Origin of the sequence: Flavobacterium yafengii (genome assembly GCF_030010375.1) — a bacterium.
GTDB classification, from domain to species: domain Bacteria; phylum Bacteroidota; class Bacteroidia; order Flavobacteriales; family Flavobacteriaceae; genus Flavobacterium; species Flavobacterium yafengii.
The window spans coordinates 579,164-605,581 of record NZ_JASCRY010000001.1; the positions used below are offsets into that span (position 1 = coordinate 579,164).

21 protein-coding genes and 1 tRNA gene are annotated in these 26,418 nt (G+C 35.7%); 7 read left to right on the top strand and 15 right to left on the bottom strand.

The features are described from left to right. Window positions 1–78 precede the first annotated feature (78 nt). Together QLS97_RS02540 and QLS97_RS02545 are read right to left on the bottom strand one after the other, a co-directional pair. Window positions 79–2,409: a glycoside hydrolase family 3 protein gene (locus tag QLS97_RS02540; RefSeq protein ID WP_282714105.1), complete on the bottom strand. Its 2,331-nt coding sequence runs from the start codon at window positions 2,407–2,409 to the stop codon at window positions 79–81. Window positions 2,410–2,734: 325 nt separating this feature from the next. Continuing rightward, window positions 2,735–3,475 carry a 3-keto-disaccharide hydrolase gene (locus tag QLS97_RS02545; protein WP_282714106.1) on the bottom strand — a complete coding sequence of 247 codons (741 nt, stop codon included), beginning with the start codon at window positions 3,473–3,475 and terminating at the stop codon, window positions 2,735–2,737. Between the two features lie 292 nt (window positions 3,476–3,767). On the opposite strand from QLS97_RS02545, the gene QLS97_RS02550 reads away from it, so the two are divergent. Next, window positions 3,768–4,331 carry a Crp/Fnr family transcriptional regulator gene (locus tag QLS97_RS02550; RefSeq protein WP_121343095.1) on the top strand — a complete coding sequence of 188 codons (564 nt, stop codon included), beginning with the start codon at window positions 3,768–3,770 and terminating at the stop codon, window positions 4,329–4,331. A 95-nt stretch (window positions 4,332–4,426) separates the two neighbouring features. Then, a complete protein-coding gene (locus QLS97_RS02555; protein ID WP_282714107.1) occupies window positions 4,427–5,494 on the top strand; it encodes an SDR family oxidoreductase in 1,068 nt (355 codons plus the stop codon). Between the two features lie 108 nt (window positions 5,495–5,602). Here the strand turns inward: QLS97_RS02555 and QLS97_RS02560 are convergent, their stop codons facing one another. The 8 genes from QLS97_RS02560 to QLS97_RS02595 all read right to left on the bottom strand — a co-directional run bounded on the left by QLS97_RS02560 (window position 5,603) and on the right by QLS97_RS02595 (window position 14,005). Continuing rightward, window positions 5,603–5,995: a Dabb family protein gene (locus QLS97_RS02560; protein WP_199074759.1), complete on the bottom strand. Its 393-nt coding sequence runs from the start codon at window positions 5,993–5,995 to the stop codon at window positions 5,603–5,605. A gap of 147 nt (window positions 5,996–6,142) precedes the next feature. Beyond that, on the bottom strand, window positions 6,143–8,629 hold the full coding sequence (locus QLS97_RS02565; RefSeq protein ID WP_282714108.1) for a TonB-dependent receptor: 2,487 nt from the start codon (window positions 8,627–8,629) through the stop codon (window positions 6,143–6,145). 149 nt (window positions 8,630–8,778) lie between these two features. Next, a complete protein-coding gene (locus QLS97_RS02570) occupies window positions 8,779–9,531 on the bottom strand; it encodes a LytR/AlgR family response regulator transcription factor (RefSeq protein WP_282714109.1) in 753 nt (250 codons plus the stop codon). Next, window positions 9,528–10,586, bottom strand: a complete 1,059-nt coding sequence (locus tag QLS97_RS02575; protein WP_282714110.1) for a sensor histidine kinase — start codon at window positions 10,584–10,586, stop codon at window positions 9,528–9,530. The genes QLS97_RS02570 and QLS97_RS02575 overlap by 4 nt, the downstream gene beginning before the upstream one ends. A 210-nt stretch (window positions 10,587–10,796) precedes the next feature. Further along, a complete protein-coding gene (locus tag QLS97_RS02580; RefSeq protein ID WP_282714111.1) occupies window positions 10,797–11,492 on the bottom strand; it encodes a LamG domain-containing protein in 696 nt (231 codons plus the stop codon). A gap of 11 nt (window positions 11,493–11,503) precedes the next feature. Then, window positions 11,504–12,367 carry an alpha/beta fold hydrolase gene (locus QLS97_RS02585; RefSeq protein WP_282714112.1) on the bottom strand — a complete coding sequence of 288 codons (864 nt, stop codon included), beginning with the start codon at window positions 12,365–12,367 and terminating at the stop codon, window positions 11,504–11,506. Further along, window positions 12,368–13,474, bottom strand: coding sequence for a hypothetical protein (locus QLS97_RS02590; protein ID WP_282714113.1), 1,107 nt, complete (start codon window positions 13,472–13,474; stop codon window positions 12,368–12,370). Window positions 13,475–13,483: 9 nt separating this feature from the next. Continuing rightward, entirely contained in the window at window positions 13,484–14,005 is a 522-nt protein-coding gene (locus QLS97_RS02595; protein ID WP_282714114.1) for a DinB family protein, read from the bottom strand. A gap of 99 nt (window positions 14,006–14,104) precedes the next feature. Between QLS97_RS02595 and QLS97_RS02600 the strand changes: the two genes are divergently transcribed. Next, the gene (locus tag QLS97_RS02600) at window positions 14,105–14,449 is read left to right on the top strand and encodes a winged helix-turn-helix transcriptional regulator (RefSeq protein ID WP_282714115.1); all 345 of its coding nucleotides are present in this window, start codon (window positions 14,105–14,107) and stop codon (window positions 14,447–14,449) included. A gap of 147 nt (window positions 14,450–14,596) precedes the next feature. On the opposite strand, the gene QLS97_RS02605 is transcribed toward QLS97_RS02600, so the two are convergent. The 5 genes from QLS97_RS02605 to rseP all read right to left on the bottom strand — a co-directional run bounded on the left by QLS97_RS02605 (window position 14,597) and on the right by rseP (window position 19,101). Continuing rightward, window positions 14,597–15,550, bottom strand: coding sequence for a sugar phosphate isomerase/epimerase family protein (locus tag QLS97_RS02605; protein ID WP_282714116.1), 954 nt, complete (start codon window positions 15,548–15,550; stop codon window positions 14,597–14,599). 346 nt (window positions 15,551–15,896) lie between these two features. Continuing rightward, window positions 15,897–16,988, bottom strand: coding sequence for an ImmA/IrrE family metallo-endopeptidase (locus tag QLS97_RS02610; RefSeq protein WP_282714117.1), 1,092 nt, complete (start codon window positions 16,986–16,988; stop codon window positions 15,897–15,899). A gap of 11 nt (window positions 16,989–16,999) precedes the next feature. Beyond that, window positions 17,000–17,332, bottom strand: a complete 333-nt coding sequence (locus QLS97_RS02615; RefSeq protein ID WP_282714118.1) for a type II toxin-antitoxin system RelE/ParE family toxin — start codon at window positions 17,330–17,332, stop codon at window positions 17,000–17,002. A 213-nt stretch (window positions 17,333–17,545) separates the two neighbouring features. Next, window positions 17,546–17,619, bottom strand: a tRNA-Asn gene (locus tag QLS97_RS02620). Between the two features lie 138 nt (window positions 17,620–17,757). Next, window positions 17,758–19,101 (bottom strand): RIP metalloprotease RseP, encoded by a 1,344-nt coding sequence (gene rseP / locus QLS97_RS02625; protein WP_282714119.1) that lies wholly within the window; start codon window positions 19,099–19,101, stop codon window positions 17,758–17,760. Window positions 19,102–19,299: 198 nt separating this feature from the next. Here rseP and QLS97_RS02630 point away from each other — a divergent pair, with 198 nt between their 5' ends. From QLS97_RS02630 to QLS97_RS02645, 4 genes are all read left to right on the top strand, one after another. Next, window positions 19,300–20,367, top strand: coding sequence for an NADH:flavin oxidoreductase/NADH oxidase (locus QLS97_RS02630; RefSeq protein ID WP_282714120.1), 1,068 nt, complete (start codon window positions 19,300–19,302; stop codon window positions 20,365–20,367). 266 nt (window positions 20,368–20,633) lie between these two features. Continuing rightward, complete coding sequence (locus QLS97_RS02635; protein WP_282714121.1) at window positions 20,634–21,674, top strand: Gfo/Idh/MocA family oxidoreductase; 1,041 nt, start codon at window positions 20,634–20,636, stop codon at window positions 21,672–21,674. A 190-nt stretch (window positions 21,675–21,864) separates the two neighbouring features. Continuing rightward, window positions 21,865–23,076, top strand: coding sequence for an MFS transporter (locus tag QLS97_RS02640; protein ID WP_282714122.1), 1,212 nt, complete (start codon window positions 21,865–21,867; stop codon window positions 23,074–23,076). Window positions 23,077–23,579: 503 nt separating this feature from the next. Next, a complete protein-coding gene (locus QLS97_RS02645; protein WP_282714123.1) occupies window positions 23,580–26,417 on the top strand; it encodes a carboxypeptidase-like regulatory domain-containing protein in 2,838 nt (945 codons plus the stop codon). Window position 26,418: the final 1 nt, after the last annotated feature.

Below are 26,418 nucleotides of genomic sequence, written 5' to 3' on the forward strand. Positions count from 1 at the left end.
CGTCAGAATTCAAATTCAAATTTGGAATTGGACATAAAAAAACCACCTAAATAGCTAGGTGGTTTAAATATAATTTGTTTATTTCTTGACGCTGTATTTTGCAGTTCTGGCATCTTTGATTACCCCTTTCCAGTTTAATCCAAAACCAAAATCATACACATTTCCAGTAGCATCTTTATAGGGTATCATGTCGTGAGGAACGTCTTCCATTTGTTTTTCAACGGTAGTCATATTCAACGGCATTTGTAAAGGCAACAATCCGGAAGGTTCTGTTTTACCCGAAACAATATCCAATAAAGCTTCTACTTGTACGCCAAATTCTCCCACGATTGCATCGACTTCTTTTTCAAATTCTCCAAAAACCATCGGATTAGAAATATTCACAGACACCAATACCGGTTTTCCATTCATCGCTTTCTTCGTTTCTAGAATTGTGTTTAAATCTGGGTACGAATTTGATTTTGACGTTTTATTCAAATACGAACGGTTGGTAATCGTTGGGTCAATCACAGGATCTCCGGCAGCAATACTTTGTGCTCTGGCATCAACTGCGGTATAATCTTTTAATTGCAAACTAATGGGCACATATCCATTTCCACCAGCTTCTCTATCGGCTCTGCTGTATCCGCCACTTATCGGGCTTTTGATAAATACGATAGCAAAATCCGCTTTATTTGGGTCATCGGTTACCGTATAATATTTTTTAATTAATTCTAGATTAACCGGATATTCAATTTTTTCTGGTGATGGTTGTCCAAAAAAGTTGATTCCTGCCGGAGTAACTCTTTTTGGGATATAAACTGTCTTACCTTTTGCAATTGGCAACGTTTTGTTTTGGTTTTTAATCATCACAACAGACTTCAATTGCGCGTCATATCCTGCTTTCATAAAATTAGGTTTTCCCACAATAGCTTTGGTCTCGTTAGGATCTAAATAGGAGTTTTCGAACAATCCCACTCTGAAAATATTCAAAAGCAAACGAACTGCTGATTGCTCAAAACGCTTGCGCATAAATGATTCTCCGTGTTCTTTTATACCCATTTGATATGCTTCCAGCACTGGATTAATATCGTTATTTCCGCCAAATTGATCTACACCCGCCATTAGGACTTTATAATGTCTTTCGGCAACACTTAATTTTTCAACACCCCAAGATTTCCCTGAAAAGATATCTGGCTTAGCGCCTTCATCTGCAGTAATTAACCAATCGGTACAAACGACTCCATCATACCCGTATTTGTCTCTTAACAAATCTGTAATAATGTATTTACTGAATCCGTTACCCACATTCTCACCGTATTTTTTATCCTGACCATACGAAATAGTGTAATACGGCATCACTGCGGAGGCTTTTTTAGTAGCTCCTTTTAACTGAAAAGCACCATCTGTAAAGGGTTTTAAATGGGTTTCGAAATTATTTCCCGGATATACTGCAAATTTTCCATAAGCAAAATGTCCATCACGACCTCCTTCTTCCGGACCACCACTTGGCCAGTGCTTAATCATCGCGTTGACACTTTGATTTCCCCATCCTTCATATGCATTAATCGATTTTGGAGATGTTTGAAATCCGTCTACATATGCTCTTGCCATATCAGTCGCAAGTTTCGGGTCTTCGCCAAAAGTACCCACAAAACGATTCCACCTTGGTTCTGTTGCCAAATCAATCTGTGGCGATAGCGCTGTGGTGATTCCCATGGCTCTGTATTCTTTGGCAGCAATTGCACCAAATTGTTCCGTGATAGCGGCATCAAAAGTAGCAGCTAATCCTAATTCTTCAGGCCATTGTGATATAGCTCCACCGGAACCTGCATTGTATTCGGCATCTTTATTAGCTCCATTTCTTGGGTCAGAACTGTTGTTGGAAGGAATTCCCATTCCAATACCTTCGACTAATGCTTGTATATTATTATTCCATGTTGCTGCAACTATTGGACTTTCAACAGATGTCATTAGTACATGGCGTAAATTGTCTTTGGTTAAAAATGCAATTTGCTGATCAGACAAATCAGATGACTTTGCACCACTTTTAGAAAATGGTTTTTCATTATAGGTTCCGGTAAACATTCCTGCTTCCTGAGCTGGAATAGCTTGATGCCTGCTATACAACATTAATCCGGCCATTTGCTCTACCGTCATTTTAGAGGCAAGATCTTTGGCACGTTCCGCTACCGGTTTTCTCCAATCTTCATAAATATCTAACTTCCCATTTTTGTTGAGGTCTTTAAAAGCCAAGCCGTCTGCTTGTATGATTTTAATTCCTGATTTTGGAGAATATCCTAATGTTTGTCCTCCTTGGTTTTGAACAATGTTATGGGAGTCTTTAGGCGTTTCTGTCCATTTTTTTTGGGCATACGTTTGCGTTCCAACAAGTAAAAGTAACGCAGGTAATACAATTCTTTTTTTCATATCTTGGTTCTTATTTTTGGTAATTAAATAGCTAAATTATAGTGGTTTATATTTTTTAATCTTGTTTTTAAAAGGCAAAATTGTAATCGACACCCTTTTATGTTTCCGTTAAATTTACGAAAACGATTTCAAATATAATAAATAATGTGTCACATCAACACAATGATATAAAAAAACATTGTTAAAATACAGCTATAACTAACTCAAAATATAGGTTTTACGATGGTTATAATAAGTAAAAGGCATTTTGATTATGAGACAAAAACAAAAAAGACCATCAGTACCGATAGTCTTTTACGTATTATTTTCTATGAATTATGAATGCTTAATTCAACTCTTTTATTTTGATATTTCTTAAAGATACTCCATTTGCCCAATCCTGAAATGCAATTTTACCGCTAGTTGCTTTTCCAAAAGACGGGAATTTTCCCAAATTACTTTCTGCAACTAACTCCTTCCAACGACTGCTCTTCATATCTTCCTGACCCGTTAAAACACCATTTAACCAAAATGTAATTTGGCCATTTTGTTGAAGGATTCGAGAAGTATTCCATTCACCAAATTTTTTTGACTGTACTTTATTTTTTAATGGAGACAAACTATAAATACAACCGGATAAGCGCTTTCCATCTTTCAAATTATGGCTTGAGGCATTTGCATTATCCAATAGTTGGTATTCAGGACCAGTTGTCCAGGCTGTAGGAAATTCGACCGCTTCCTGAACATTGATAAATACACCGCTATTTCCACCTTTGGTAATCTTCCACTCAAAAGTCAAATCATAATTATCATATGCTTTATCTGAAACCAGATCTCCACGAACAACTTTTTCTGTATTTGGGTCACATACCAATTCTCCTCCTGCAGCTGACCAAGCCGATTGGATATTTCCTTCATTGTAAAGGTGCCATCCTTTGGTTGTTTTTCCGTCAAAAAGCAGTGCCCAACCCTCTTTGCTTTCTTCTTCTGTCAGCGTATTTTGATTTTCTATTTTCTGGGAATAGGACAGCAAACTTATTGAACACAATAAAATAGCAGACCAAACGGAGAGATTGTTTTGTTTCATTCTTTTACCTTAAAATTTATTTATAAAATTGATATTCTCTTTTCAAAACTGCTTTTTAGAAAAACAACTTAAAAAACCATTTCCAAATATAAAAAAATAATGCGTCGTTAAAACACAAAGAATATTTAAAACAGTATAAAATTTTTTAGAACTCATTAAAAACAAACCTTTTAACGGTAGATTTTACTTTTTAATGAAATCTGATGGTTTTCGAATTATGCCGAATTAAATGGAAGTCTTTTAATCATTCTTTTTTAATCGTATTTTTATCCGTGTAATAACAAAAGGCGGTATGGAAGAAATTTTAAGAAGACAAATTGAGAAAATTGTACCATTAACAGATGATGAATTTCAATTGGTGCTCTCTCACTTTTCTGTTGGTAAGTATAAAAAACATCAATACATTGTTCAGCAGGAAAATCCTGTTCCGTATGTTCATTTTGTTGTAAAAGGGCTGTTGAAATCTTTTTATATAGACAAATCAGGTAAAAGCCATATTTTGCAATTTGCCATGGAAGATTGGTGGATAACGGATAATCAGGGTTTTTATAATAACCAGAATGCCACACTCAATATTGACTGCTTAGAAGACGCACAAACCTATTACATTACTCTTGATAACAGAGAAAAGCTGTGTGCCGAGTTGCAGAAAATGGAATTCTTCTTTTTGCAAAAAATGACCGCTGGTAATATTGCGCTTCAAAACCGAATTCTATCACTAATGAGCAAGAATTCAGAGGAACGATACACGCAATTTATCCAGTTATATCCAGATTTGATTCACCGCATTCCTAAAACTTTGATAGCATCTTATCTTGGTATTTCAAGAGAAACATTGAGTCGTTTGTCGCATTGATGTGATATAGGTCACAAATTTTCTGTGAGGTATGTCCTTTATAATCCATAGAATGTTTTCGAATTTTGTACTTCATAAAATTTTAAAATAGAATTATGGAAAATATAGCGTTAGTAGTTGGAGCGACCGGAATAACGGGTAGCAATCTCGCAGAAAAACTTATTGCCAAAGGCTGGACGACTTTCGGTTTAGCCAGAAACCCAAGAAAAGACATAGAAAACCTTCAGCCAGTTGCTGCAGATCTTTTGGATTTGGAGAATTTAAAAATAGCTTTAAAAGATATTTCTCCCACACACATTTACATTACAAGTTGGATGCGTCAGGACTCTGAAGCCGAAAACATACGCGTGAACAGCTTAATGGTCAGAAATCTTCTTGAAGCATTATCTCCTAAAAATTCAGTGCAACACGTAGCGCTTGTTACGGGACTGAAACATTATCTTGGGCCGTTTGAGGCTTACGCCAAAGAAGGATTTTTGCCTGAAACACCACTTAGGGAAGAACAACCCCGTCTTGATTTAGAAAATTTTTATTATGCCCAAGAAGATGAGGTGTATGCCGCTGCTGCGCGAGATGGTTTTACATGGAGCATCCACCGACCGCATACGGTTATAGGAAAAGCGGTAGGCAACTTAATGAATCTGGGCACTACGTTAGCTGTATATGCCAGCATTTGTAAAGAAACAGGAAAGCCATTTCAGTGGCCGGGTTCAGCAGCACAATGGAATGGACTTTCAGATGTTACGGATGCCAGAGTATTGGCAGAACATTTAATATGGGCTTCCACTACAGAAGCAGCTCGTAACGAAGCATTCAATGTGGTAAATGGAGACTTTTTTCGTTGGAAATGGCTTTGGAAAAAATTAGCGGCATCATTCGGGATTGAAGCAATAGGGTTTGACGGCACAATTCATCCACTTGAAGAACAAATGAAACAGGAAGCTCCGGTTTGGAAAAACATTGCTGTTCAATATGCTCTTGAAGAGTCTGATTTAAATAAATTGGCTTCTGCGTGGCATACTGATCTTGACTTAGGGCGACCAATTGAAGTCATGACGGATATGTCTAAAAGTCGTGCACTCGGATTTCCTGTTTTTCAAAGAACGGAAGATTCCTTTTACGATTTGTTTGAACAGCTTCGTAGGGATCGATTAATTCCGTAGTTGTCTAAACTAAAGTAGTGCGCATAAAAAAGGGTTTCAAGATTTATTTCTTGAAACCCTTTTTAGTTTTGTTTTTCTTGTGTTGGCAACAGCCAACACCTTCAATATTTATACATCTATAGCATCATAAACCACGACTTTTTCCCATAAATGAGAACAGTTCTTTATAAAATCCTGATGAATAGGATGGTCCTGATATATTTTTTGTCCGGCCTCATCATCAAAAAACATCAGCTCTGAAACATCCCAAGAAGTGTCTACAACCTCTCGTTTCTCGGTCGAAGCTAAAACGCCCACATGAATTTGACGAATCGTTGGAATTCCTGCTAAAGTTTTCAAACCAGTAATCAATTGCTGTCTATCAGCTTCTGATTGTGGGTTCTTTAACCAAAAAAAGACATGGTGCAACAAGAATTTTTTCTTTGGACGCATTGCAAAGCCCATAATACCTGCAACTCCAAATAAAGCTGCGGAACCAATAAATCTTCTTCGTATCATCATTAATTTATTTTTAATAAGGTAAATATCGAAATTTTAAAAACATAAAAGAAAAATAACTCTTTTTATTTGTTTGAATAGCTCTGCATAAAAAAAGGTTTCAAGAGAGTATCTTGAAACCTTTTGGAATAGTATTCTATTTCTACAGTCTTATTTTATGGCAGGCATACCACCTTGATTGTTTTGATCTCCTTCTTTAAGGTCATCATTATTAACCCCTTTCTTTTTAGCGCCAGTGAAATTCATTGAGCCAAAATTATAACTGAATGTAACTCCAAAAGAACGAATAGGAAATTTAAAAGTACTGCTTTGGCTGAAGCCTTGTCCGCTTGAATTCTGTTTAAATTCTAAATCCTTTTTGAATGGCGATACCATGTTCAATCCAAAGGATACTGTTTTTTTCCATAATTGCTTTTTGACTCCAAAAACCATTAAATTAAAAGCTGGACTGGTGCCTTGCAGTGTTTTCTTAGACGAATTTTGGATTACAAACGCTTCCGCAGAAATATCATTTTTAAATTGAAGTGTCCCACTCACGAACGCAGAATATTGTATGGATGTGCCATTTGTGGATTGTTCCAGATTGTATGCCCCGGATGGATCTGGTTTGTAGGTAAAGGCATTAAAGTTTCCACGCAAGGTTAATATCTTAAACGGATTTACAGAACCGAAAAAACTCATTCCAAACGATTTATTGTTTCCAATGTTTTGATAATTAGTGATTGTTCCTGTCTCATCTGATAAAGGTGTGGCAATACCTTCGATTAAGTCTGATGTATATCTATAATAGGCCGAAATATTCAGAGTACGCTTTTGCGAAAATGTAGAATATCCAAATTCTACGGTTTGTGACACTTCAGGATCAAGGGTTGGATTTCCTTGAGTTTGTGCTTGAATATTTGATTTATTGATAAATGGGTTGAGGTACGTAAAGCTTGGTCTCGAAATACGTTTGCTGTACGTTAATTTTAAAGATGACGATTCTGATAATGCTTTCTGTACGGTAAAACTTGGGATAAATGTCCCGTAGTCAATTTTGAATGGACTTAAATCAGTTTGCAATGCATTTGTAGGATCACCTTTGATAGCTGTGTTTTCAAAGCGCGCACCTGCCATTACAGTAAAACCTTTGGGCAAAGTAACCGTTCCTACAGTATAAAGTGACGCAACATCCTGATCGTAATTGTATAAATTAGAATTGATTGGGTCAAACACAAATGCATTTTGTGCATCAGGAACATAATTTTGAAAATCACTAGAAATCTTTCTGATGATTGTTTTACCTCCAGCTTCCAGTTTGAATTTTTCAGTTACCGGCAAGGTATAATCCAATTGAAGCGTGTATTCATCATTATTTCCGTCATTATTTGCTTTTTGATTGGTATAAAAACCAGAGTAGATATTTTGGTAATTGGTTTCTACTATATTGTGACTCCATTGTGATGAAAAGGTAAGTTCGTGTCCTTCCTTTGTAAATTTATGGGCATAATTCAGGTTCCAGTCAAATCCTCCAAAAGAGTTTTTTGCGCTGCTTTGTCCCGTATAAACAGTACTATTTGAAGGATTCATATAATCAGTAAACTGATTTTCATTCGTACCTGTTCGTTCAAATCCTCCGTCATTATATCTAAAGGTTGTGCTTAAACTGTTGAAAGCATTAAAATCATATCCTGCCGTTACAGATGCTACTACGCCACTACGTTGCACTTCATTAGTACCTTTGGTCGTTTGTAAACTATTGGCGGTGCTGTTGTTCAAAATTTGATTGGATTCAGAATCGGATTCTTGTGGCCAGCCATTGTTGAATCCAACATTCGCCGAAAGGCTGAAACGATTTTTATTATAATTAATATTGGCATTAAGGTTATTTTGTCTCGTGCCAATACCACCACTTACGGAGCCACTTACTCCTGAAACACTTTTTTGTTTGGTGATAATGTTTATGATTCCGGCAGATCCTTCGGCATCGTATTTTGCAGATGGCGAAGTAACCACTTCGATATTTTTGATTTGGTCAGCCGGTATTGTTTTCAAAACATCCGCAAGGTTGGCAGAAGTTGCTCCCGATGGTTTTCCGTTGATAAGGACACGTACATTTGCATCTCCACGAATGGATACATTGCCGTCAATATCTACATTTACCATAGGAACTTTTTGCAAAACATCTGTAGCATTACCGCCACCTGCCGTCAAATCTTTTTCTACGTTGTAAACAATTTTATCAATCTTGTTTGTTACTTGTTGCGTTTTTCCAACCACGACAACTTCTTTCAATGTGTTTGTTTCCGGACTTAGAATTACTTTCCCAATCTCAAGATCCAGTTTTGCATCTGTTGTAATTATGGATGTAATAGTTTTGTCATTGTAGCCAATAAACGAAATGGTCACAGTATAAGTTCCAGCTTCAACTTCACTCAATTTGAAATTTCCGGTAGCATCGGTCAAAACGCCTGTTACAGGTTTCGTTGAGTTAATTTTGAAAAGGCTTACCGAAGCATAATCTACCGGTGCCTGAGTTATCGAATCGATTACGGTACCAGAAATTTTTCCTTTTAAACTATTCGTTCCAGTAAAATTTTGAGATTTTACAGATAAAACAGCAAAAAGCATTACGGTAATAAGGATGATTTTTTTCATTTCAAGATATTTTAAGTTCCAAATCCACTAGAATTATTTCAATAAATTCGTTTGGATTACGGTACAAAGCAACATCTTAAGGGGAACATATACCAGCACATTCGACAGAGAGGCGGAGAACGTCGACGGAATTTTTACAATTCAAATTTTTAAGCCCAGTCTTGGAAAAATTTCATAAAATTATCTTTGTATTGGTCAGTGACAGCAATGGTGATTTTGTCAATTTGGACGGAGTTTTTTGTAGCAGATTTTATTTTATCCAATGACACAATATAAGACCTGTGAATGCGCATAAATTTATTTTCAGGAAGCTTTTCTTCCAGTGATTTCATACTTGTCAGTGACAATAAAGGCTTGTCTTCGCTTAGGCGGAATACTTTTACATAATCTTTCATGCTTTCTACATAAATGATATCATCGACTGCGATTCTAACGAGTTGGTATTCAAATTTCAGATAAATATACGCTACTTCAGTTTCGGGAATTGGCGGACTCAGTTTTTGTATTTCCTGTTCCGGGTTTCGGATGAGCTCAAAATAACCCAGCGCCTTTGCAACGGATTTGCTGAAATCAACAAAACTAAAAGGTTTAAGGAGATAATCAAGCGCATCTACCTTGTAGCCATCAAGCGCATACTGGTCAAAAGCCGTTGTAAATATGATTCTTAAATTCCCTTTTACACGGTATTGTTCGACAATTTTTGCCAGTTCAATTCCGTTTATGTCCGGCATTCGAATATCAAGAAAAATCAGGTCAATATCTTGTTCATGGATTGCTTTTAATGCTTCGATGGCATTCGAAAACTGTCCTACTAATAATAAGGACGGCGTTTGTTCTATATAAGAAACTAGAATTTGTAACGCCAGCGGCTCGTCATCAACCGCGATACATTTTAATATCATGAGATTTGTAATTTTAAGATTACCGTGTATTCCATTTGAAGGGTATCTTCAGTAGTGACTAATTCATACTTGCCCGGATAAATCAAATCGAGTCTTCGGCGGGTATTGATTAAACCAATTCCGTTGCTTTCTTCTTTGCTTAGGGTTTGATTTTCAAATATAGAATTGCGGACTTCAATTTGCAGTAATTGTTCGGATTGCTCAATTCCGATGTAAATATAGCTTGGATAAATACCGCTGATTCCATGTTTATAGGCATTTTCGATAAAAGGTAAAAATAGCATTGGCGCTACTTCAACATCCTTTACATTGGTAGGTTTTTCAAATATTACCTGCACTTTATCTGTTATTCTCAATTCCATAAGTTTAAGATAATCGGATACAAAACCTATTTCTTTAGTAAGCGTTGTCAGGTTGTTTTTAGTATCATAAAGTACATAGCGCATCATGTGTGACAACGTATATATAGCTTCTCGTGCAGGTTGGTTTTCGGTACCCGCCAAAGCATAAATACTGTTCAGGATATTGAAAAAAAAGTGAGGATTGATTTGAGATTTCAGGAATGATAATTCCGAAGTGACTTTTTCCTTTTCAAGATTTTGTCGCACTTGGGTTTCCACTTGCAGTTTTTTGGCAACACTTATGACTGTGCTGGCTCCTACAATTAATAAGGTTATTATGATTTCACTTAAATTTGATATCAAAGCACCTTGCAAGTTATCTTTTTTCGAAATTTTAAAATGCTGATTTAAAATAGCATCAAGGTTTATGAGTGAGTTGAAAGTGTCACTAATGTACAAAACTGATACTATAAGAATACATATTGCAATAAAGAAAAAACCGTTCTTGCCTTGAAATAAAAGAGTAGGGATGATTATTTTGTAGGTAAGATAAAATACGGAAATCCATAAAACATACATGAAGATTTGTTTGATCCAAAATTCCATTGGAAAACTAATATTCATGTATAATGGCATACTTTGGACTATAAGCAACCCAAGAAAGAGTAAAGCTTTTGAAAAAATCGAAATGTCTTTAACTGAAAAAGGTTTCATCCGGTACAATTTAAAAATAAATGTACGGAATATATTAAGTCCTAAAATCGAAATCGGCAGTTTCCTATAGAATATCGACAGATAGCTCTAGTTCATCTGAGAAAAATTAAATGCATTGAGATAAATAGGTGAAAAGTACAAATTTAATCTGGTCAGCGAATTTGTGGAAAATATAAAAATTTTAGAAAAATCATCAGGTTTAAGAATCAATCATTTCTTCGTTACTTTCAAATCTTTAAAATATCCTACTGTTCCTATTTCAACCCAAAGTGCAATACTGCCAGTTTTAGAAGTACCCAGCATTTTAGTAACGATAAATGAAGGCGATTTTTGGTTATTGATGTATAAAACTGCCTTTTCATCCTGAAACTCAATACGCACATCAATCCATTCGTTTAATCCAATATCGGCATAGGTTTCATATAAACCGGTCGCTTCTTTTCTCAATCGGCTAAAGGTATTTCCCGGATAGGAAAAATACTGAATGGTGTGGTTGCGCCTCAATTGATCATCGGCTCTCCCATTACTTGGACGAAGATAAATGGCATCAAAATTTTTATTCTCTTGATTTACGCGGTATGCTACGCCAATAAATCCGCGCGCAGCAGGAAAAGGAGAATTTTCCATGATTCGGCTTAACATTTTAACTTCAATCGTCCCGTTCTCCATAGCAACATTCGTTAATTTAACGTATGTAGGACCATCCGTTGAAGTGTCTATGTTTTTTTCGTCAAAAGGAAAAGCAATTAAATCACGCTCCACTTTTAAGACTTGAATACCATCCATATTTACGATTGCTACTTTGGTATTTACGGCTTCAAATTCGTGCTTATCCCAGATAAATTTTTGAGCAAAAGCCATCGTCATATTTAAAAGAAAGACGCAGGATAAAATTACTTTTTTCATTTTGAACGGATTTAGTTTTCGTTTATAAACGGAGCGATACTTGCCCAAGTGGCGTTAAAATTTACAATAAAAGCAGGATGACCAGCATTTGGAATAATCGCTAATTGGTGATTCGGAATTAATAATGCAGCATTTAAAACATTTTGTACGGAGTTACCCTCGTCTCGGTCGCCCGCCATCACTAAAACGGGACATTGGATAGCGCCTAATAATTCGGTGCCTACGGTAAGTTGGCTATAACAAGTCGCGATTTGCTGAAACACCTCTTTCAATCGATTCGGTTCTGGCATTAAGGCACGTTGTTGTGCCCAAAATTCCGCATCCATTTCCATCGCTTGATTGAAGTTAAAACTAAAATCCCTTAATCCGGGATATAAAATACCTGCACCTATCACAATCATTTTTTTAACTTTATCAGGATACATCGAGCCAAATTTATAAGCGGTAAATCCTCCATCACTAAATCCAAGAATCATTACTTTTTCTGTGGTTACTTTTCGGATTACTGCCAGTACATCATTCGCTCTTTGTTCTAATGTCAATGGTTCGGTTCCGATTTCCGATTTCCCATGGCCACGGGTAGAAACAGCGATTACCTGAAAATCAACTGAAAGACTATCTATGATTTTTGCCATTTCTACGGTTGACCCAAACAATCCACCATGTAATAGTACAATGGGTTGCCCTTTGCCGTATACTTCATAGTAAATTTTGGCATCTTTTGATTGTACATAATGCCCGGCCTGTGGATTATTTCCATAGGGAATGCTATTTATTTGTTCGTCTTTGCTTTGCATGAAATGACGCAACGGTTTTTGTGCAAACGCACTTGAGCAAAAAATCACATATACTAAAAATACTATTACTTTTTTCATCTACTTTACTTTATAAAATAATCCTGCATCATAGGCAGTTCCTAATGTCCCTGGCTTCAATTGTAAATAATAACGGCTGGTTTGATCTTCTTCAATAGCTAAACTCCCAGCTTTTTTAATCTTAAAATCTGAATTATACTTTAATTTTTTTGGATCGGCTGGGATTCCAAAATCTTGTGGACCACCACCTTTATTCACTAATTCATTATATCCAACCAACATAGAATTTTGAATCGTGTAAGCATTTTTGGCTTCTTTTTCTAGAACCCACAATACATTGGCACCACTGATTACATTATTATAAAATTTAAAATCCTCCATTGTGGACCAAGTCCATACGACGGCTCCATAACTATTTAAAATTAAATTATGATGCATTGTACATAGATCTGCCGGTGTATTCCACATAACAACAGCATCTTTAACACCATAAAAAACACAATGGTCAACCTCTAATTCTTTACCACTTGCTAAAATTCCTAAGTGATTTGGAAGAGCAAATTTATTTCCTAAAAACAAACATTGTGTTATTCTCAAGTCACTTAAATTCTTACCGTCCCAAACGATAGGATAATTTCGAACTAAAACCCCTTCAGAAGGTTTTTCGTGTACTGGTTCGCCCAATATGCGCAAACCTTGAATAGTCACGTGGCTTGTTTCAATCAAAATGCCATAGTTAGCACCACCTGTTACTTCCTTCTTGTCATTTGTTTCAATGTTAAAAGGCATCGTTGAAACAATTATAGGCATCTTACTCGGATTCCAATCGGTACTATCAGGTAAAATTTCCGCGCGAATAATTAAACGATTCTTTTTTGAAAATTTCCAATTAACAGGATTAAAAGCGGCTGTTTCAGATAAACCATACGTTCCCGCTGACAGATACACTTCAATAGTCCCTTCGCCAACCATTTTATTAACTCGTTTTGCTGCTTCGGGTAGTGATTTAACAGGATTGTCTTTTGTACCATCGGAATCATCTTTTCCTACATTTGGATTCACATATAAATGTATACCAATTTTTTTCTCACTCGTATTTTCTTGAGCAAATATATTTATGGAGGCCAGCAAAACAATTACTAGCCAAATACTTTTATTGATTTTCATATGTAGGTTTTAAAATAATTTTTCAGCTGGAGGAGTAGCGCCTACCAATCGTAAATAAACAGTAGTTTGCGCTCTATGATGAGTTTGGTGTTCAAAACACTTGTTTACTACTTGTGCTCTGTTCATATTAAATTGTCCAAACAATTTAATAGGCTCCGAAAGTTTTGCATTAGGATATTTTTTAATGGCATTAATAGCAAAATCATAGGAAGCCATTACTTTGGCGGTAACGCTTGCTTTGTTCTCATCACCGGATTTTTCTAAATCTCCTAAACCTACTGGCGGTTTCTCATCGGTTGCGGAACCCACAAACCCATATATCGCATCGCTCAAGTGTAAAACTTGACCTGAGAAAGAACGCATTTCTTTTGTTGGCTTAAAGGAATAGCCACTTTCAGGCATTGCATCCAGATATTCTTTAGTATACGCTTTGGCTCTTTCCCAGTCTTTAAGGATATCTACTGTTGTTGTTTGTGCATTTAAATTGCTCATAGATAAAAATACGGTCAGAAGTAATACAATCTTTTTCATGTTTCTTGTTTTTATAGTTTTTTACAAATTTACAATCATTAGTGTATATTTGTAACCAACAAATTAAATACCGGTAACCTGTAGGTTACTACAAATTATATGAGATATATAGAAAACCCTTATGATTGTCCTGTAACAAGAGCCATGTCCATTTTTGGCGGTAAATGGAAACCTATAATTTTAAATTGTATTGGCGAAAGTTCATTACGGTTCGGGAAATTAAACCAATTAATGCCTGCAATTTCAAACAAGGTGCTCTCTAATGAATTAAAAGAATTAGAAACATTAGGATTAATCGAAAGAAAAGAGTTTAAAGAAAGCCCGCAAAGAGTAGAATATTCTTTATCCGATTCGGGGAAAAGTTTGATGCCTGTTTTGCATGAAATCGCAAGCTGGGGTAATTCAAATCAAGCAAAAAAGATTGTTACGGAAATGGTTAAGTAGAAAATCTCATCTATAAATTACGTTAAACAAATTCTTTAAAATTTCAATCCCTGAAAAATCAGGAGCTACTAATTTCTGTACATAAAAAAGCCCGACATTGTTGTCAGGCTTTACAGTTCCCTTTCTAAGAAAAAAGCCTATATAAATTTAAAGCGACTTTAAATAATCGATACTTTTTTTCAATGCTATTTCAGGTGATTGTACCATATCTTGTTCCACGAAGAAATGCTCCACACCATTTTGTTTTGCCGCAGTAAGTATTGTAGGCAAATCTAGCACACCTTCACCACACGAAGTCATGTATGGAAAAAGACTAATCCATTGTGATGCATCGCCACCATCTCCTGCAAATCTTTTTGCTTCTTTCATGTCTTTTATATGGACCATTTTATACCTGTCTTTGTGCTTTTTAAATAATTCAACGGGATCTGCTCCGCCGGCTATTGTCCAATAAAGATCCATTTCAAAATAAACCAAGCTAGGGTCAGTTTGGTCAAAAATAATATTTAACGGCATTACGCCATTCACATTGTTTAAACCATAACCATGATTGTGATAGGCAAAACGAATTCCTTCTTTCTTGGCTTCAGCACCAATCGAGTTGAATTTTTCTGCTACTCGTTTATAATCGTCCAAGTTTTTTCTTTCAGCATCAGGAATGGAAGGTAGTACCACATATTTTGCACCGATTAAATTAGCGGCTTCCGCCAATGGGCCCATATTATTTGATAGTGTATCTAAATCAGTATGCATGGCAGGAATACTAATGCCATTTGATTTTGCTGCTTTAAAAAAATCAGCAGCAGTTTTGTTGAAGAAGCCGCTCCCTTTGAATCCTAGTTGGGGTGTAACAGCATTCCATGAAGCTTTTGCTTTTTCAGTGCTGAATTCATAAGGACCAAAACATTCCACTTCTTTGTATCCCATTTTAGCTAACATAGCAAAAGCACCATCAAAGTCATTCTCTAACATTTTTGGGATAGAGAATAAACCTAAGCCTGCTTTATTGATTAATGGAGTTTTGGCAAACAGTTCATTTGCGTTTACTAAAGTGGCCACAGAAAACAGGGCAGTACTTTGAAGAAATTGACGACGTTTCATAGTAAATAATTTAGAACCTCTAATTTATTCAATTATTTGGTAATAAAAATTATTTTATATAAAAGTGATGTCTTTTTTAGAAATTTAAAAATCAGGAATCACTAATTTCTGTGCATAAAAAAAGCCCGACATTGCTGTAAAGTCTATAAAATTCAAAATATAATAAATTATGCAATCCTATTTCGGACATTTTTTTTATTTAGTAATATTTGTCATTTTGTTCTTGTCCACCTCGACAACATCTAGGGATGTGAATTTTGACAGTCCTGATTTTATTTATGGTAAAAATAGGTGAAGAAATAAACAATGAAGTATATAGGAATCTATGAATACATTTTACTTTGTATTAAGAACAAAAATCAATAGGATTAAACAAGTTATTACCTAGACCAAAAGGGACTAATTTTAAATATTGCAATCTTCCTATAATAATTGCAGGATGCGTTTTGAATTTTTTAGCATATTCAACAACATCCTTTTCTGTTAAAATAGGGTTATTGGTTATTTCATTTTCTTGCTCTTTATTCAATAGTAAATCTGCCGAAAATATATCTGCTTCATTTTCATAAATTTGGTTTTCTCCATCATATTCAATATTTTCAATTGAAATATATTTTTTACCGTGAAGCAAAATATGCCCAATTTCATGAAAAAAGGTAAACCAAAAGATATCATTTCTTCTGTAACGACCACTTAGTTGTACTAAAGGAACATCATTTAACCATCTTGTAGAACCATGAATTGGTGCTTTTGGCAAACAAGGTGTGTGAACCACTTTTACACCAGCATAGCTACACAATACTTGTATCTGACTAAAAAAATCAGTTGGTTGCGATGCCATAATTGCTTTTAATTTTGGCAAAATTTCAGTTAATTTCTTTTTGTCAAATTCTGGAATAGTAAAAGCATCCGCTTGAATTTCTCCTTGTCTTAACCAAGCTGCAATAGCTCCAGCGTTTTCATTTTCTTTTAATGAGATTCTAAAATTGACTAATAATTTTTGATTATGATAAAAATCATAATATCCTTTAGTATTAGAAACTTCAAAATATTCAAATAAATTAATAACCTTTTCTTCTTTTTTTGTGGTTGGTTCAACCCAACCCAATGAAGCCATTTTAGCATAAGGAAAAGTTTTTGACCATTCTATACCTTCTTCTATTGTTTTTTGATATTCAATTCGTGCTAAATATTCATCATAAGTTCTTTGTCTGTTAATCCAAAAATGAGAAGGAATTTTTAATACTTGTTCAAATAAAATTCCCATTTCAGGCGTAATGCTACTTTTTCCATTCAAAACATCTGAAATTGTTTTTTCAGGTTTTCCAGTTCTCACTGCAAATTCTTTTGCTCCCATTTCTTTTTCAGTTAGAATTTCTGATAAAGTTGTTCCGGGATGTGAAACTGTTTGAGGATAATATTGGGTAATTGTTGCCATTTGTTTTTTTGTTAGTGATAATCTTCAATTTCAATTATTTCAACTCCTTTTATCTCTATCCAGAGATATTGACCGTCCTCATTGGTAGGGATTGGGTCTTCGTGAGGCTCAAAAATTAATCTATAAGGATGGACTAAATTACAAGCCCATTGTCCTTTTCTGTTCCCAACTAATTCATGGTAATTGCCAGGTAAATTTCTAACATCTTCTAAAGTTTGTGCTGCTGTTAAATCATCAAGTCGCTGTTTGAAGAGTCCAGCTTCTCGTTTTCCAAGTTTATTTTCTGCTAATCGGTCGTCATTAGCATACTTTCTTAATTTGTTATCATCAAACGTAATTTTCATGCAAATATATATTTTTTTGTTAACAGAAAGTGTTAATAAAAATTATTTTTTTGTTAATGCTTATTTTGTAAATACTTTTAAAAGTAAATTACAAATCTCTTTTATAGGATTAATCTTAAAACAAATATATGTAAAAATTGTAGAGGAGAAAGTAGAGGTATTTAGTAAAAACAAAAAAGCCTCTACATCACTGTAAAGGCTTTCTGCAATTAGCTCCCTCTCTTGGGCTCGAACCAAGGACCCTCTGATTAACAGTCAGATGCTCTAACCAACTGAGCTAAGAAGGAAACTGTATATTTTTATTCTGATAATGAATGAACGTTTTTGTGTACTTATTGGTGAAGTGTGTTTCACTTGTAAAGCGGTGCAAAGATAGGGCTTAATTTGATTTCCGCAAGCAAAAATTAAAAAAAAATTAATTTTTTTTACTTCCCTACAATTGACTTGTAAATGTCGTTTCCGTTAGCGAATAACAACAGTGTTATAAGTAATACGAAACCAACCATTTGCGCATTCTCTAAGAATTTATCACTTGGTTTTTTACCGCTGATGATTTCATATAATAAAAACATTACATGCCCACCATCAAGTGCTGGAATAGGCAATAAGTTCATTACACCAAGCATAATTGATAACAAAGCAGTGATGTTCCAGAAAACTTCCCAGCTCCAAGTATTAGGAAAAATGTCAAATATCGCTTTAAAACCACCTACTTGTTTGTAAGCACCAGTACTTGGACTAAAAATCATTTTCAATTGTTTTCCGTACCCTACTAATTGATTTTTTCCTTTCTCTAATCCTACAGGGATTGATTCCAGTAAACTAAATTCCTGTTTGCTGATTTTGTAGTATCCTAGTTTTTCTAATGATTCCATTCCTAAGCTTCCGATACCAATTCCTAATGTTGCATCTTTAGAAACAATAACTTGTAACGGAACTTGTTTTTCATCTCTTAAAACAACAGCCGAAATAGTTTTGTTTTTATTCTTTTCTAAAACGGAAGTTACTTGATCATAATACCTGGTTGGTACTCCATTTAAAGACAAAATAATATCTTTTGGCTGTAAATTAGTATTCAATGATCCTTCAGAAATTGAAGTTATGGCAAAAGGTTTTCTAATCGAAACTAAAGATCCTTTTTCTAATTTAGACAATTGATCCACAAAATCAACCGGTATTTTTATAATTTGCTCTATTCCATTTCTTTCAATCAAGACTTGTTTGGCCATGATGATTTTTATATTCATTTCATTGTCAAACTTGATGATTTTTTCACCATCAATAGCAATGATTTTATCTCCGGTTTGAAAACCTGCTTTATTCATCACGGTATTCTCAATCAAAAGACCGTCTTTCAAATCTTCATTCGCAATATAGGTATCGCCATAAGCAAATGCCATTCCGATATATATAATGAAAGCCAAAATGAAATTCACCGTAACACCACCTAACATAATAATCAAACGTTGCCAAGCCGGTTTAGAACGAAATTCCCATGGTTGCGGTGGCAAAGCCATTTGTTCCTTGTCCATACTTTCGTCAATCATTCCGGAAATTTTCACATAACCGCCCAAAGGCAACCAACCGATACCGTATTCAGTTTCGCCAATTTTCTTTTTTATAAGGGAATATTTAACGTCAAAAAACAAGTAGAATTTTTCGACTCTGGTCTTAAACAGTTTAGCAGGAATAAAATGTCCTAATTCGTGAAGTATAATAAGTAATGATAAGCTCAATAAAAATTGAGAAAGCTTGATAACTATGTCCATTTTTTAATTTTAGTTCTTTTACAACTCACAAAAGTAAGGTTTTCTATTTGTTTAATTTGCAAATATTGTTCCATACCGTTTTAAATGTTTGTTAATTAATAGAAATTCGATCGCTCCTTTCGCTCCTGTGCCTTAACTTTACTTTTCCAAAAAGGATATTTTCTTTATCTTCACTTAAATTATATTAAAATCAAAAGTATGCCATCTCTATTATTTTCACCACTCCAAATAAAAAGCATCACGCTCAAAAATAGAATTACAATTTCACCTATGTGCCAATATTCTGCTCAAGATGGCTTTGCCAATGACTGGCATCTCGTACATCTGGGAAGTCGCTCCACCGGCGGATCAGGATTAATCATTCAGGAAGCGACTGCAGTTTCTCCCGAAGGCCGAATTTCTCCGGGTGATTTAGGACTTTGGAAAGACGAACAAATCGAAAAAATGCAGCAGATCAATCAATTTATTATCAGTCAGAAATCCGTTCCCGGAATCCAATTGGCGCATGCCGGAAGAAAAGCAAGCGCTGCGGCACCTTGGGAAGGAGGTAGAAAATTAGACGAAACCCAAGACGGGTGGGATACTGTAGCGCCAAGTGCTGTTGCCTATCATGACAACGAAAAAACACCTATTGCATTAGATAAAACGGGAATTCAAAAAGTAATTTCCGACTTTAAATCAGCCACAAAAAGAGCGGTTCAAGCAGGTTTTCAAGTACTGGAAATTCATGCGGCGCACGGGTATTTGTTGCATCAGTTTCTTTCGCCTTTGTCTAATTTTAGAACTGACGAATACGGTGGAAGTTTCGAAAACCGAATCCGTTTGACACTTGATCTAGTCGAATCCGTTCAATCAGAATGGCCGGAAAACTTGCCTTTATTCGTTAGAATTTCAGCTACAGACTGGGCAGAAGGTGGATGGAATGCCGAGGAATCCGTGCAACTTTCGAAAATATTAAAAGAAAAAGGAGTGGATTTAATTGATGTTTCTTCGGGAGGATTAGTTTCACACCAACAAATTCCGTTGGGTCCAAATTACCAAGTTCCTTTTGCAGAAAGCATAAAAAAGGAAACCGGAATGATGACTGGCGCAGTTGGTTTAATTACCGAAGCCGCCCAAGCCGAGGAAATTGTTGCTTCAGGTAAAGCAGATTTAGTGTTATTTGCCAGAGAGTCACTTAGAAATCCAAATTTAGGATTGAAATTTGCCGAGGAACTTCACGCGGATATCCAATGGCCTAAACAATACGAAAGAGCAAAAAAGTAAGATTTTGAAACATATAAGTCATATAAGTTTTTTTTTAGGTGATACATTTTTTGAATCCTATAAGGTCAAATTAGTTTTACTTTTGGAAAATATAAAAACAGTATTAATAAGTAAGTCAGTTGACTTATATGTTTAAAATAACAAGTCTCTTTCTCTATTTTGAAAAGAAAAGATGTGAGAAGAACTTTATTACTCATTTAAATTTTAAAAACTTTGATGGCTTATATGTTTAAAAAAGAACTCGCCATTAATTTGAAAAACACGATATGCAAAAAATAAAAACTGCTTTGCTTTCCTACGGAATGTCCGGAAAAGTATTTCATGCTCCTTTTTTAAATTTTCATCCCGGATTTGAACTCCTTGGTTCTTGGGAACGAAGTAAAAAATTAATTCATCAGGATTATCCTTCGGTGAAAAGTTACGCCACGATAGAAGAGTTATTGCAAGATGATGTTGATTTAGTGGTAGTCAATACGCCCGTAGATACACATTACGAATATGCCAAAAAAGTTTTATTGGCAGGAAAACATGCTTTAGTCGAAAAAGCATTTACCACAACCGTTGCCCAAGCACAGGAATTAGCGGCTTTGGCCAAAGAAAAAGGATTGAAACTGTCTGTTTTCCAAAATAGGAGATGGGACAGTGATTTCAAAACCGTACAGAAAATCATTTCAGATAATGTCCTTGGCGAAATTGTGGAAGCCGAATTCCATTTTGATCGCTACAATCCGATTTTAAGTCCAAAACAACACAAAGAAACGGCGAATTCGGGTGCTGGAATTCTGAAGGATTTAGGACCACATTTAATTGATCAGGCATTGTGTTTGTTTGGTTTGCCTCAATCGGTTTTTGCGGACATTCGCATCACAAGGGAACATTCTTTGGTAGATGATTATATTGATATTTTACTGTATTATTCCCATTTCCGTGTCCGATTAAAAGCAGGTTTTTTTGTTCGTGAAGCCATTCCGTCTTTTGTGGTGCATGGCAAGAAAGGTTCTTTCCTAAAAGCGCGTGGCGATGTACAGGAAGACGAATTAAAACTAGGAATGAAACCGAAATTGGATACTTGGGGAACTGAATCTTCAGATAAAAAAGGGTTTTTACACACGGAAATAAATGGTGAAATTATAAAAGAATATATCCCAACACTTCAGGGGAATTATTATTACTTTTTTGACGGCGTTTATAATTCAATTACACAGGATGCAATAGAACCGGTAACGGCACAAGATGGTGTTCATGTGATGCAAATTATTGAAGCCGCTATTCAAAGCAGTGCCCAGAAAAAAGCAGTTGATTTGTAAAATCAACCACGAATTCGCAAATTTTATTTCTTTTTTTAAAATTTGCGAATTCGCAGTGATTAATTTTATAGGATTATTTTGTATTTTTTATAAACAATAACGATGTATTTTTTTTCTTATGTGTTGTTTTGACGCAACCAATCATTGCTTTTTGTAATTTTGATAAATTAAATTTCAAAATCCAATTATCTTGATAGACTTAAATTTTATATCCCGATTTAGAACCAAAGCAAAATTCAAAAAAACATATAAAGACGCTAAGATTTCCTATTTGAACAGAACGCGTTGGGCAGTTTCTATGTTTTATTTTGCAATGGGTTTGTGTTTTGCTACTTGGGCAAGCCGAATTCCGGATATTAAAACCGCATTACAATTAAGTGAAGGTGATTTAGGCAGTATTTTATTTGCACTCCCATTAGGGCAATTGGTAGTGATGCCTTTTTCCGGTAAATTGGTCACCCGTTTTGGAAGCCACCGTATTCTGATAGCATCCTTGCTTTTTTATGTATTATGTTTGACTAATTTGGGCTTGGCTGTTGAGGCTTGGCAACTGTCATTAGGCTTGTTTTTATTTGGGATTTTTGGTAATTTATCGAATATTGCCGTCAATACACAAGGTGTTTATACCGAAGTTCTTTTCAAAAAAACCATCATGTCCTCTTTTCATGGAATGTGGAGCTTTGCCGGATTCACGGGAGCTTTAGTAGGTTTAGCGATGTTGGCTTTAGAACTTAATCCATACCAACATTTTTTAATCGTTGCGGGAATCGTGCTTTTGATGATTGCTTTTAATTATAAATTTTTAATAAAAGCGAAGGAAACAATCAAAGCCGAAAAGAAAAAACTTTTCTCAAAACCGGACAGTGCCTTAATTTGGCTTGGCATCATTGGTTTTTGTTGCATGGCAAGTGAAGGAGTTATGTTTGACTGGAGCGGCGTTTATTTCAAAGATGTTATCAAAGCACCTGGACCATTAGTGATTTTGGGATACACTTCCTTTATGATTATGATGGCGGGCGGACGTTTCTTAGGAGATGGTTTAATTCGCAAATTTGGTCGGAAAACAGTCTTGCAAATCAGTGGAGTCATGATTTCGGCGGGACTTTTTACAGCGGTATTTTTCCCGTTTGTAATACCCGCAACTATTGCGTTTATGTTTGTTGGTTTGGGAGTTTCCACGATAGTACCTACCGTTTATAGCGTTGCCGGAAAAAATCCAAACGTTTCTCCCAGCGTAGCGTTAACCACCGTTTCAAGTGTCAGTTTTCTGGGTTTTCTTATGGGACCGCCTATTATCGGTTACATCGCCGAGTTGTCAAGCCTTAGATTCTCTTTTGCTTTCATCGGTATTTTTGGAATTCTAATTGCATTAATGGTTTCCCGAATTAAAGCAATCGCATAAATATAAATTTTAGGAGCACTGCATTTTGTTTCCATAACAACACATCTTCCCGCTGTGCGCAGTATCTTTTTTTAAACGCAACCTAATTTATATTCCAAACCAGGAATGAATTCAAAGCGTTTATAAAAAAGGATACTTGCTTCCATCGGGGCTAGTCAGTGCTTTTCATTTTATAAGAAAATTTTTATTTAAAAATCGATTGTTTATTATTTTTTTTGTATATTTAACATTATTATTCTTTCAATAAAGAATGTATAAAACAGCAGAAATTTCAAATACCACTTTTTTTATAAGTATTCCTACTGGGATTTAAGTCCCATTTTTTTCCAAAATCCATTTTTAATTATTTTCAAGTTGTTGTCCCATTTCGGATGACGCTTCCTATGCTTTTTGTTCAACCGTTAAAGGAATTTCAACGGTTGGACTTCTCGCTGGGAATAATAAAAAAAATCCTCTCAATCGCAATTTTTAGTGAATGTAAACCACCATCATAATTTGAATATATGAATAAATTTTACTTGGGTTTTTTCTTTTTCGTTCAAACAGGATGCGTTATAGCACAAAATAATACGGGATTTTTCGGTAAAGTTATCGAGTCCAAAACGCAAAATCCGTTAGGTTTTGTAGTCGTCAGTGTTCAAAATACTACTTTGATGCAACTCACTAAAACCGATGGTAATTTTAGTTTTGATACCGTTCCCACAGGAAATATACTGCTGCTTATTCACAGCCAGGGTTTCAACGATGCCTTGTATCCTATAGAAATTACCCAAGGAAAAATGCTGGATTTAGGAACCATAACTTTAGAAGAAGACCAATCCACTGAACAACAAAATAGCATCATCACACTTATCGACAGTGATTTCAGCGATGACAACAGCAGTTCCGAAAGCACTTCCGGACTCTTACAATCCTCCCGAGATGCTTTTCTGCAAGCCGCTGCTTTCAACTGGGGACAAGCCCGTTTTAGAGTTCGCGGATTAGATAGCGAGCATTCCACAATGATGATCAATGGCGTTTCCATGAATAAAATTTATGATGGAAGACCGCAATGGGGTGAATGGGGCGGATTGAATGACGCGCTCCGCAATCAGGAATTCACACTGGGAACTGCCCCTTCGGATTATACGTTTGGCGGGATTTTGGGTACTCAAGAAATCAACACACGGGCTTCTATTTACAGACCCGGTTCCCGAATCTCATTTTCATCAACCAATACCAATTACAATTGGCGTACGATGGCAACCCATGCTTCCGGAATGAATTCCCGTGGCTGGGCTTTTGTGGTTTCGGCAGGGAAACGCTGGGCGCAAGAAGCGTACTTTGAAGGGACAAATTATGATGCGAATTCCTTTTTTATAAGTCTCGAAAAAAAATTAAGCGAGAAGCATTCGTTGAATTTGACGGCAATGTACACGCCCAATTCGAGAGCAAAAAATTCCCCAAACACAGCCGAAGTTACACAATTGAAGAACGTAAAATACAATTCCTATTGGGGTTATCAAGACGGTGAAAAGAGAAATGCCCACATAAAAACCATTGAAGAACCCACGATTATGCTGAATCATTATTTTAAAATCAATGATAAAACCAATCTGAATTCGAGTGTGACGTATCAATTTGGAAAAATTGCCAACAGCAACATCGATTATCAAAATGCGAATAGTCCAGACCCCACGTATTACAGAAAAATGCCCAGTTATTACAGCTCGATTTACGCACCGGATAACGGAGAATTCTCGGGAGCATTTACTCCGGATTATGAAAATGCAGCCAAAAGTAAAACAGAATTTTTAGCCCATTCGCAAATCGATTGGACGGCTTTGTACCAAGCCAATCAAAATCCAGTTTTGGATGCTAATGGAACAATTACGGGATATGAACCTACAAAAAGTAAGTATGTATTATACGAAGATCAAGTAGAAGACCAAATGGCAGTTGCCACAACAAATTTGACTGCGCAACTATCCGAAAATATTTTCATGAATGCCGGAGCATCATTCAAAAAATTGAAATCGCATAATTCTCAAAAATTGTTGGACTTGCTTGGCGGTTCCTATTTTGAGGATATCGATGCTTTTTACAGCGGGAATCAATCCCAGTCTGATTTGAATCATCTAAACCGTCAAGTAGTTGTTGGGGATACGTACGGATACAATTATAATTATTTTGCCAATACTTTAGAGGCTTTCACCCAATTTAAATTCACCTACAATAAAGTGGATTTTTATCTGGCCCAGAATTTTTCAAGTGCCAATTATCAAAGGGAAGGTTTGTATAAAAACGGAATTTACGAAACGAATTCCTTCGGGAAAAGTGAGAAAGTTGCGTTTGAAAACTTTGGCTTCAAAGCCGGATTCAATTTGAAAATCTCTGGAAAACAGTTGTTCACATTTAATGCAGCACATTTGACCAAAGCACCTTCTCTGAGAAATACGTTTGCAAATTCCCGATTGAATAATGCAATTGTAGATGGACTCGAAAGTGAAAATATCAGCAGTTTGGACGCTAGTTATGTGTATCGCTCCCCAAAACTGAAAGCCCGACTGACGGCTTATTATGCGTTAATTAAAAATGCGACTCAAATTTCTTTCTTTTATGCCGAAGGAATTTTTGATGACGGCGCGGGTTATTTAAACACCGATGCTTTTGTGAGCCAGACGTTAACGCAATTGAACAAGAAGAATATGGGTGCAGAATTCAGTTTGGAATACCAATTAAGCCAAACGTTTAAAACTACTTTTTCGGCGGCTTTTGGGGAATATACGTATGACAGTAATCCACATGTAACGTTGACAAACGATGCCGTAGCTTCATTGGAAAACACCAGTCCGGTTTTTGTTTTTGGAACGGCTGCACTCAAAAATTACAAACAAGCGGGAATGCCACAGCGCGCGTATTCCGTGGGAATTGAATATCGAGATCCAAAATATTGGTGGATTAGTGCCAATGTAAATTACCTCACCAATAGTTACATTGATATTTCACCCATTTCCAGAACCGAAATATTTTATAAAAATCCTGCAAGCGGTTTTAATTTTCCGGAGGCGACAGAGGAAAGAGCCGCAGTATTATTAAAACAAGAAAAATTTGACCCAACGATGTTGCTCAATCTTGTGGGTGGAAAATCATGGCGCATTTATGGAAAGAATGTTGGGATTTTTGCCAGCATCAATAATGTGCTTGATGTTACTTATAAAACGGGCGGTTACCAACAAGCCCGAAATGCTAATTTCAGACAAATTAATCAGGATGTTTCCAGTGGCACGCCTTCTTTTGGACCAAAATATTTCTACGGATACGGCAGAACGTATTTCGTAAATCTTTATATCAATCTTTAAA

Coding starts and splice junctions, on each gene's coding strand:
- QLS97_RS02645 (WP_282714123.1), top strand. CDS start 23,580: ATGAATAAATTTTACTTGGGTTTTTTCTTTTTCGTTCAAACAGGATGC.
- QLS97_RS02555 (WP_282714107.1), top strand. CDS start 4,427: ATGGAAAATATAGCGTTAGTAGTTGGAGCGACCGGAATAACGGGTAGC.
- rseP (WP_282714119.1), bottom strand. CDS start 19,101: ATGGACATAGTTATCAAGCTTTCTCAATTTTTATTGAGCTTATCATTA.
- QLS97_RS02615 (WP_282714118.1), bottom strand. CDS start 17,332: ATGAAAATTACGTTTGATGATAACAAATTAAGAAAGTATGCTAATGAC.
- QLS97_RS02570 (WP_282714109.1), bottom strand. CDS start 9,531: ATGATATTAAAATGTATCGCGGTTGATGACGAGCCGCTGGCGTTACAA.
- QLS97_RS02580 (WP_282714111.1), bottom strand. CDS start 11,492: ATGAAAAAAGTAATTTTATCCTGCGTCTTTCTTTTAAATATGACGATG.
- QLS97_RS02545 (WP_282714106.1), bottom strand. CDS start 3,475: ATGAAACAAAACAATCTCTCCGTTTGGTCTGCTATTTTATTGTGTTCA.
- QLS97_RS02575 (WP_282714110.1), bottom strand. CDS start 10,586: ATGAAACCTTTTTCAGTTAAAGACATTTCGATTTTTTCAAAAGCTTTA.
- QLS97_RS02595 (WP_282714114.1), bottom strand. CDS start 14,005: ATGAAAAAGATTGTATTACTTCTGACCGTATTTTTATCTATGAGCAAT.
- QLS97_RS02565 (WP_282714108.1), bottom strand. CDS start 8,629: ATGAAAAAAATCATCCTTATTACCGTAATGCTTTTTGCTGTTTTATCT.
- QLS97_RS02600 (WP_282714115.1), top strand. CDS start 14,105: ATGAGATATATAGAAAACCCTTATGATTGTCCTGTAACAAGAGCCATG.
- QLS97_RS02630 (WP_282714120.1), top strand. CDS start 19,300: ATGCCATCTCTATTATTTTCACCACTCCAAATAAAAAGCATCACGCTC.
- QLS97_RS02605 (WP_282714116.1), bottom strand. CDS start 15,550: ATGAAACGTCGTCAATTTCTTCAAAGTACTGCCCTGTTTTCTGTGGCC.
- QLS97_RS02560 (WP_199074759.1), bottom strand. CDS start 5,995: ATGATGATACGAAGAAGATTTATTGGTTCCGCAGCTTTATTTGGAGTT.
- QLS97_RS02585 (WP_282714112.1), bottom strand. CDS start 12,367: ATGAAAAAAGTAATAGTATTTTTAGTATATGTGATTTTTTGCTCAAGT.
- QLS97_RS02590 (WP_282714113.1), bottom strand. CDS start 13,474: ATGAAAATCAATAAAAGTATTTGGCTAGTAATTGTTTTGCTGGCCTCC.
- QLS97_RS02550 (WP_121343095.1), top strand. CDS start 3,768: ATGGAAGAAATTTTAAGAAGACAAATTGAGAAAATTGTACCATTAACA.
- QLS97_RS02635 (WP_282714121.1), top strand. CDS start 20,634: ATGCAAAAAATAAAAACTGCTTTGCTTTCCTACGGAATGTCCGGAAAA.
- QLS97_RS02610 (WP_282714117.1), bottom strand. CDS start 16,988: ATGGCAACAATTACCCAATATTATCCTCAAACAGTTTCACATCCCGGA.
- QLS97_RS02540 (WP_282714105.1), bottom strand. CDS start 2,409: ATGAAAAAAAGAATTGTATTACCTGCGTTACTTTTACTTGTTGGAACG.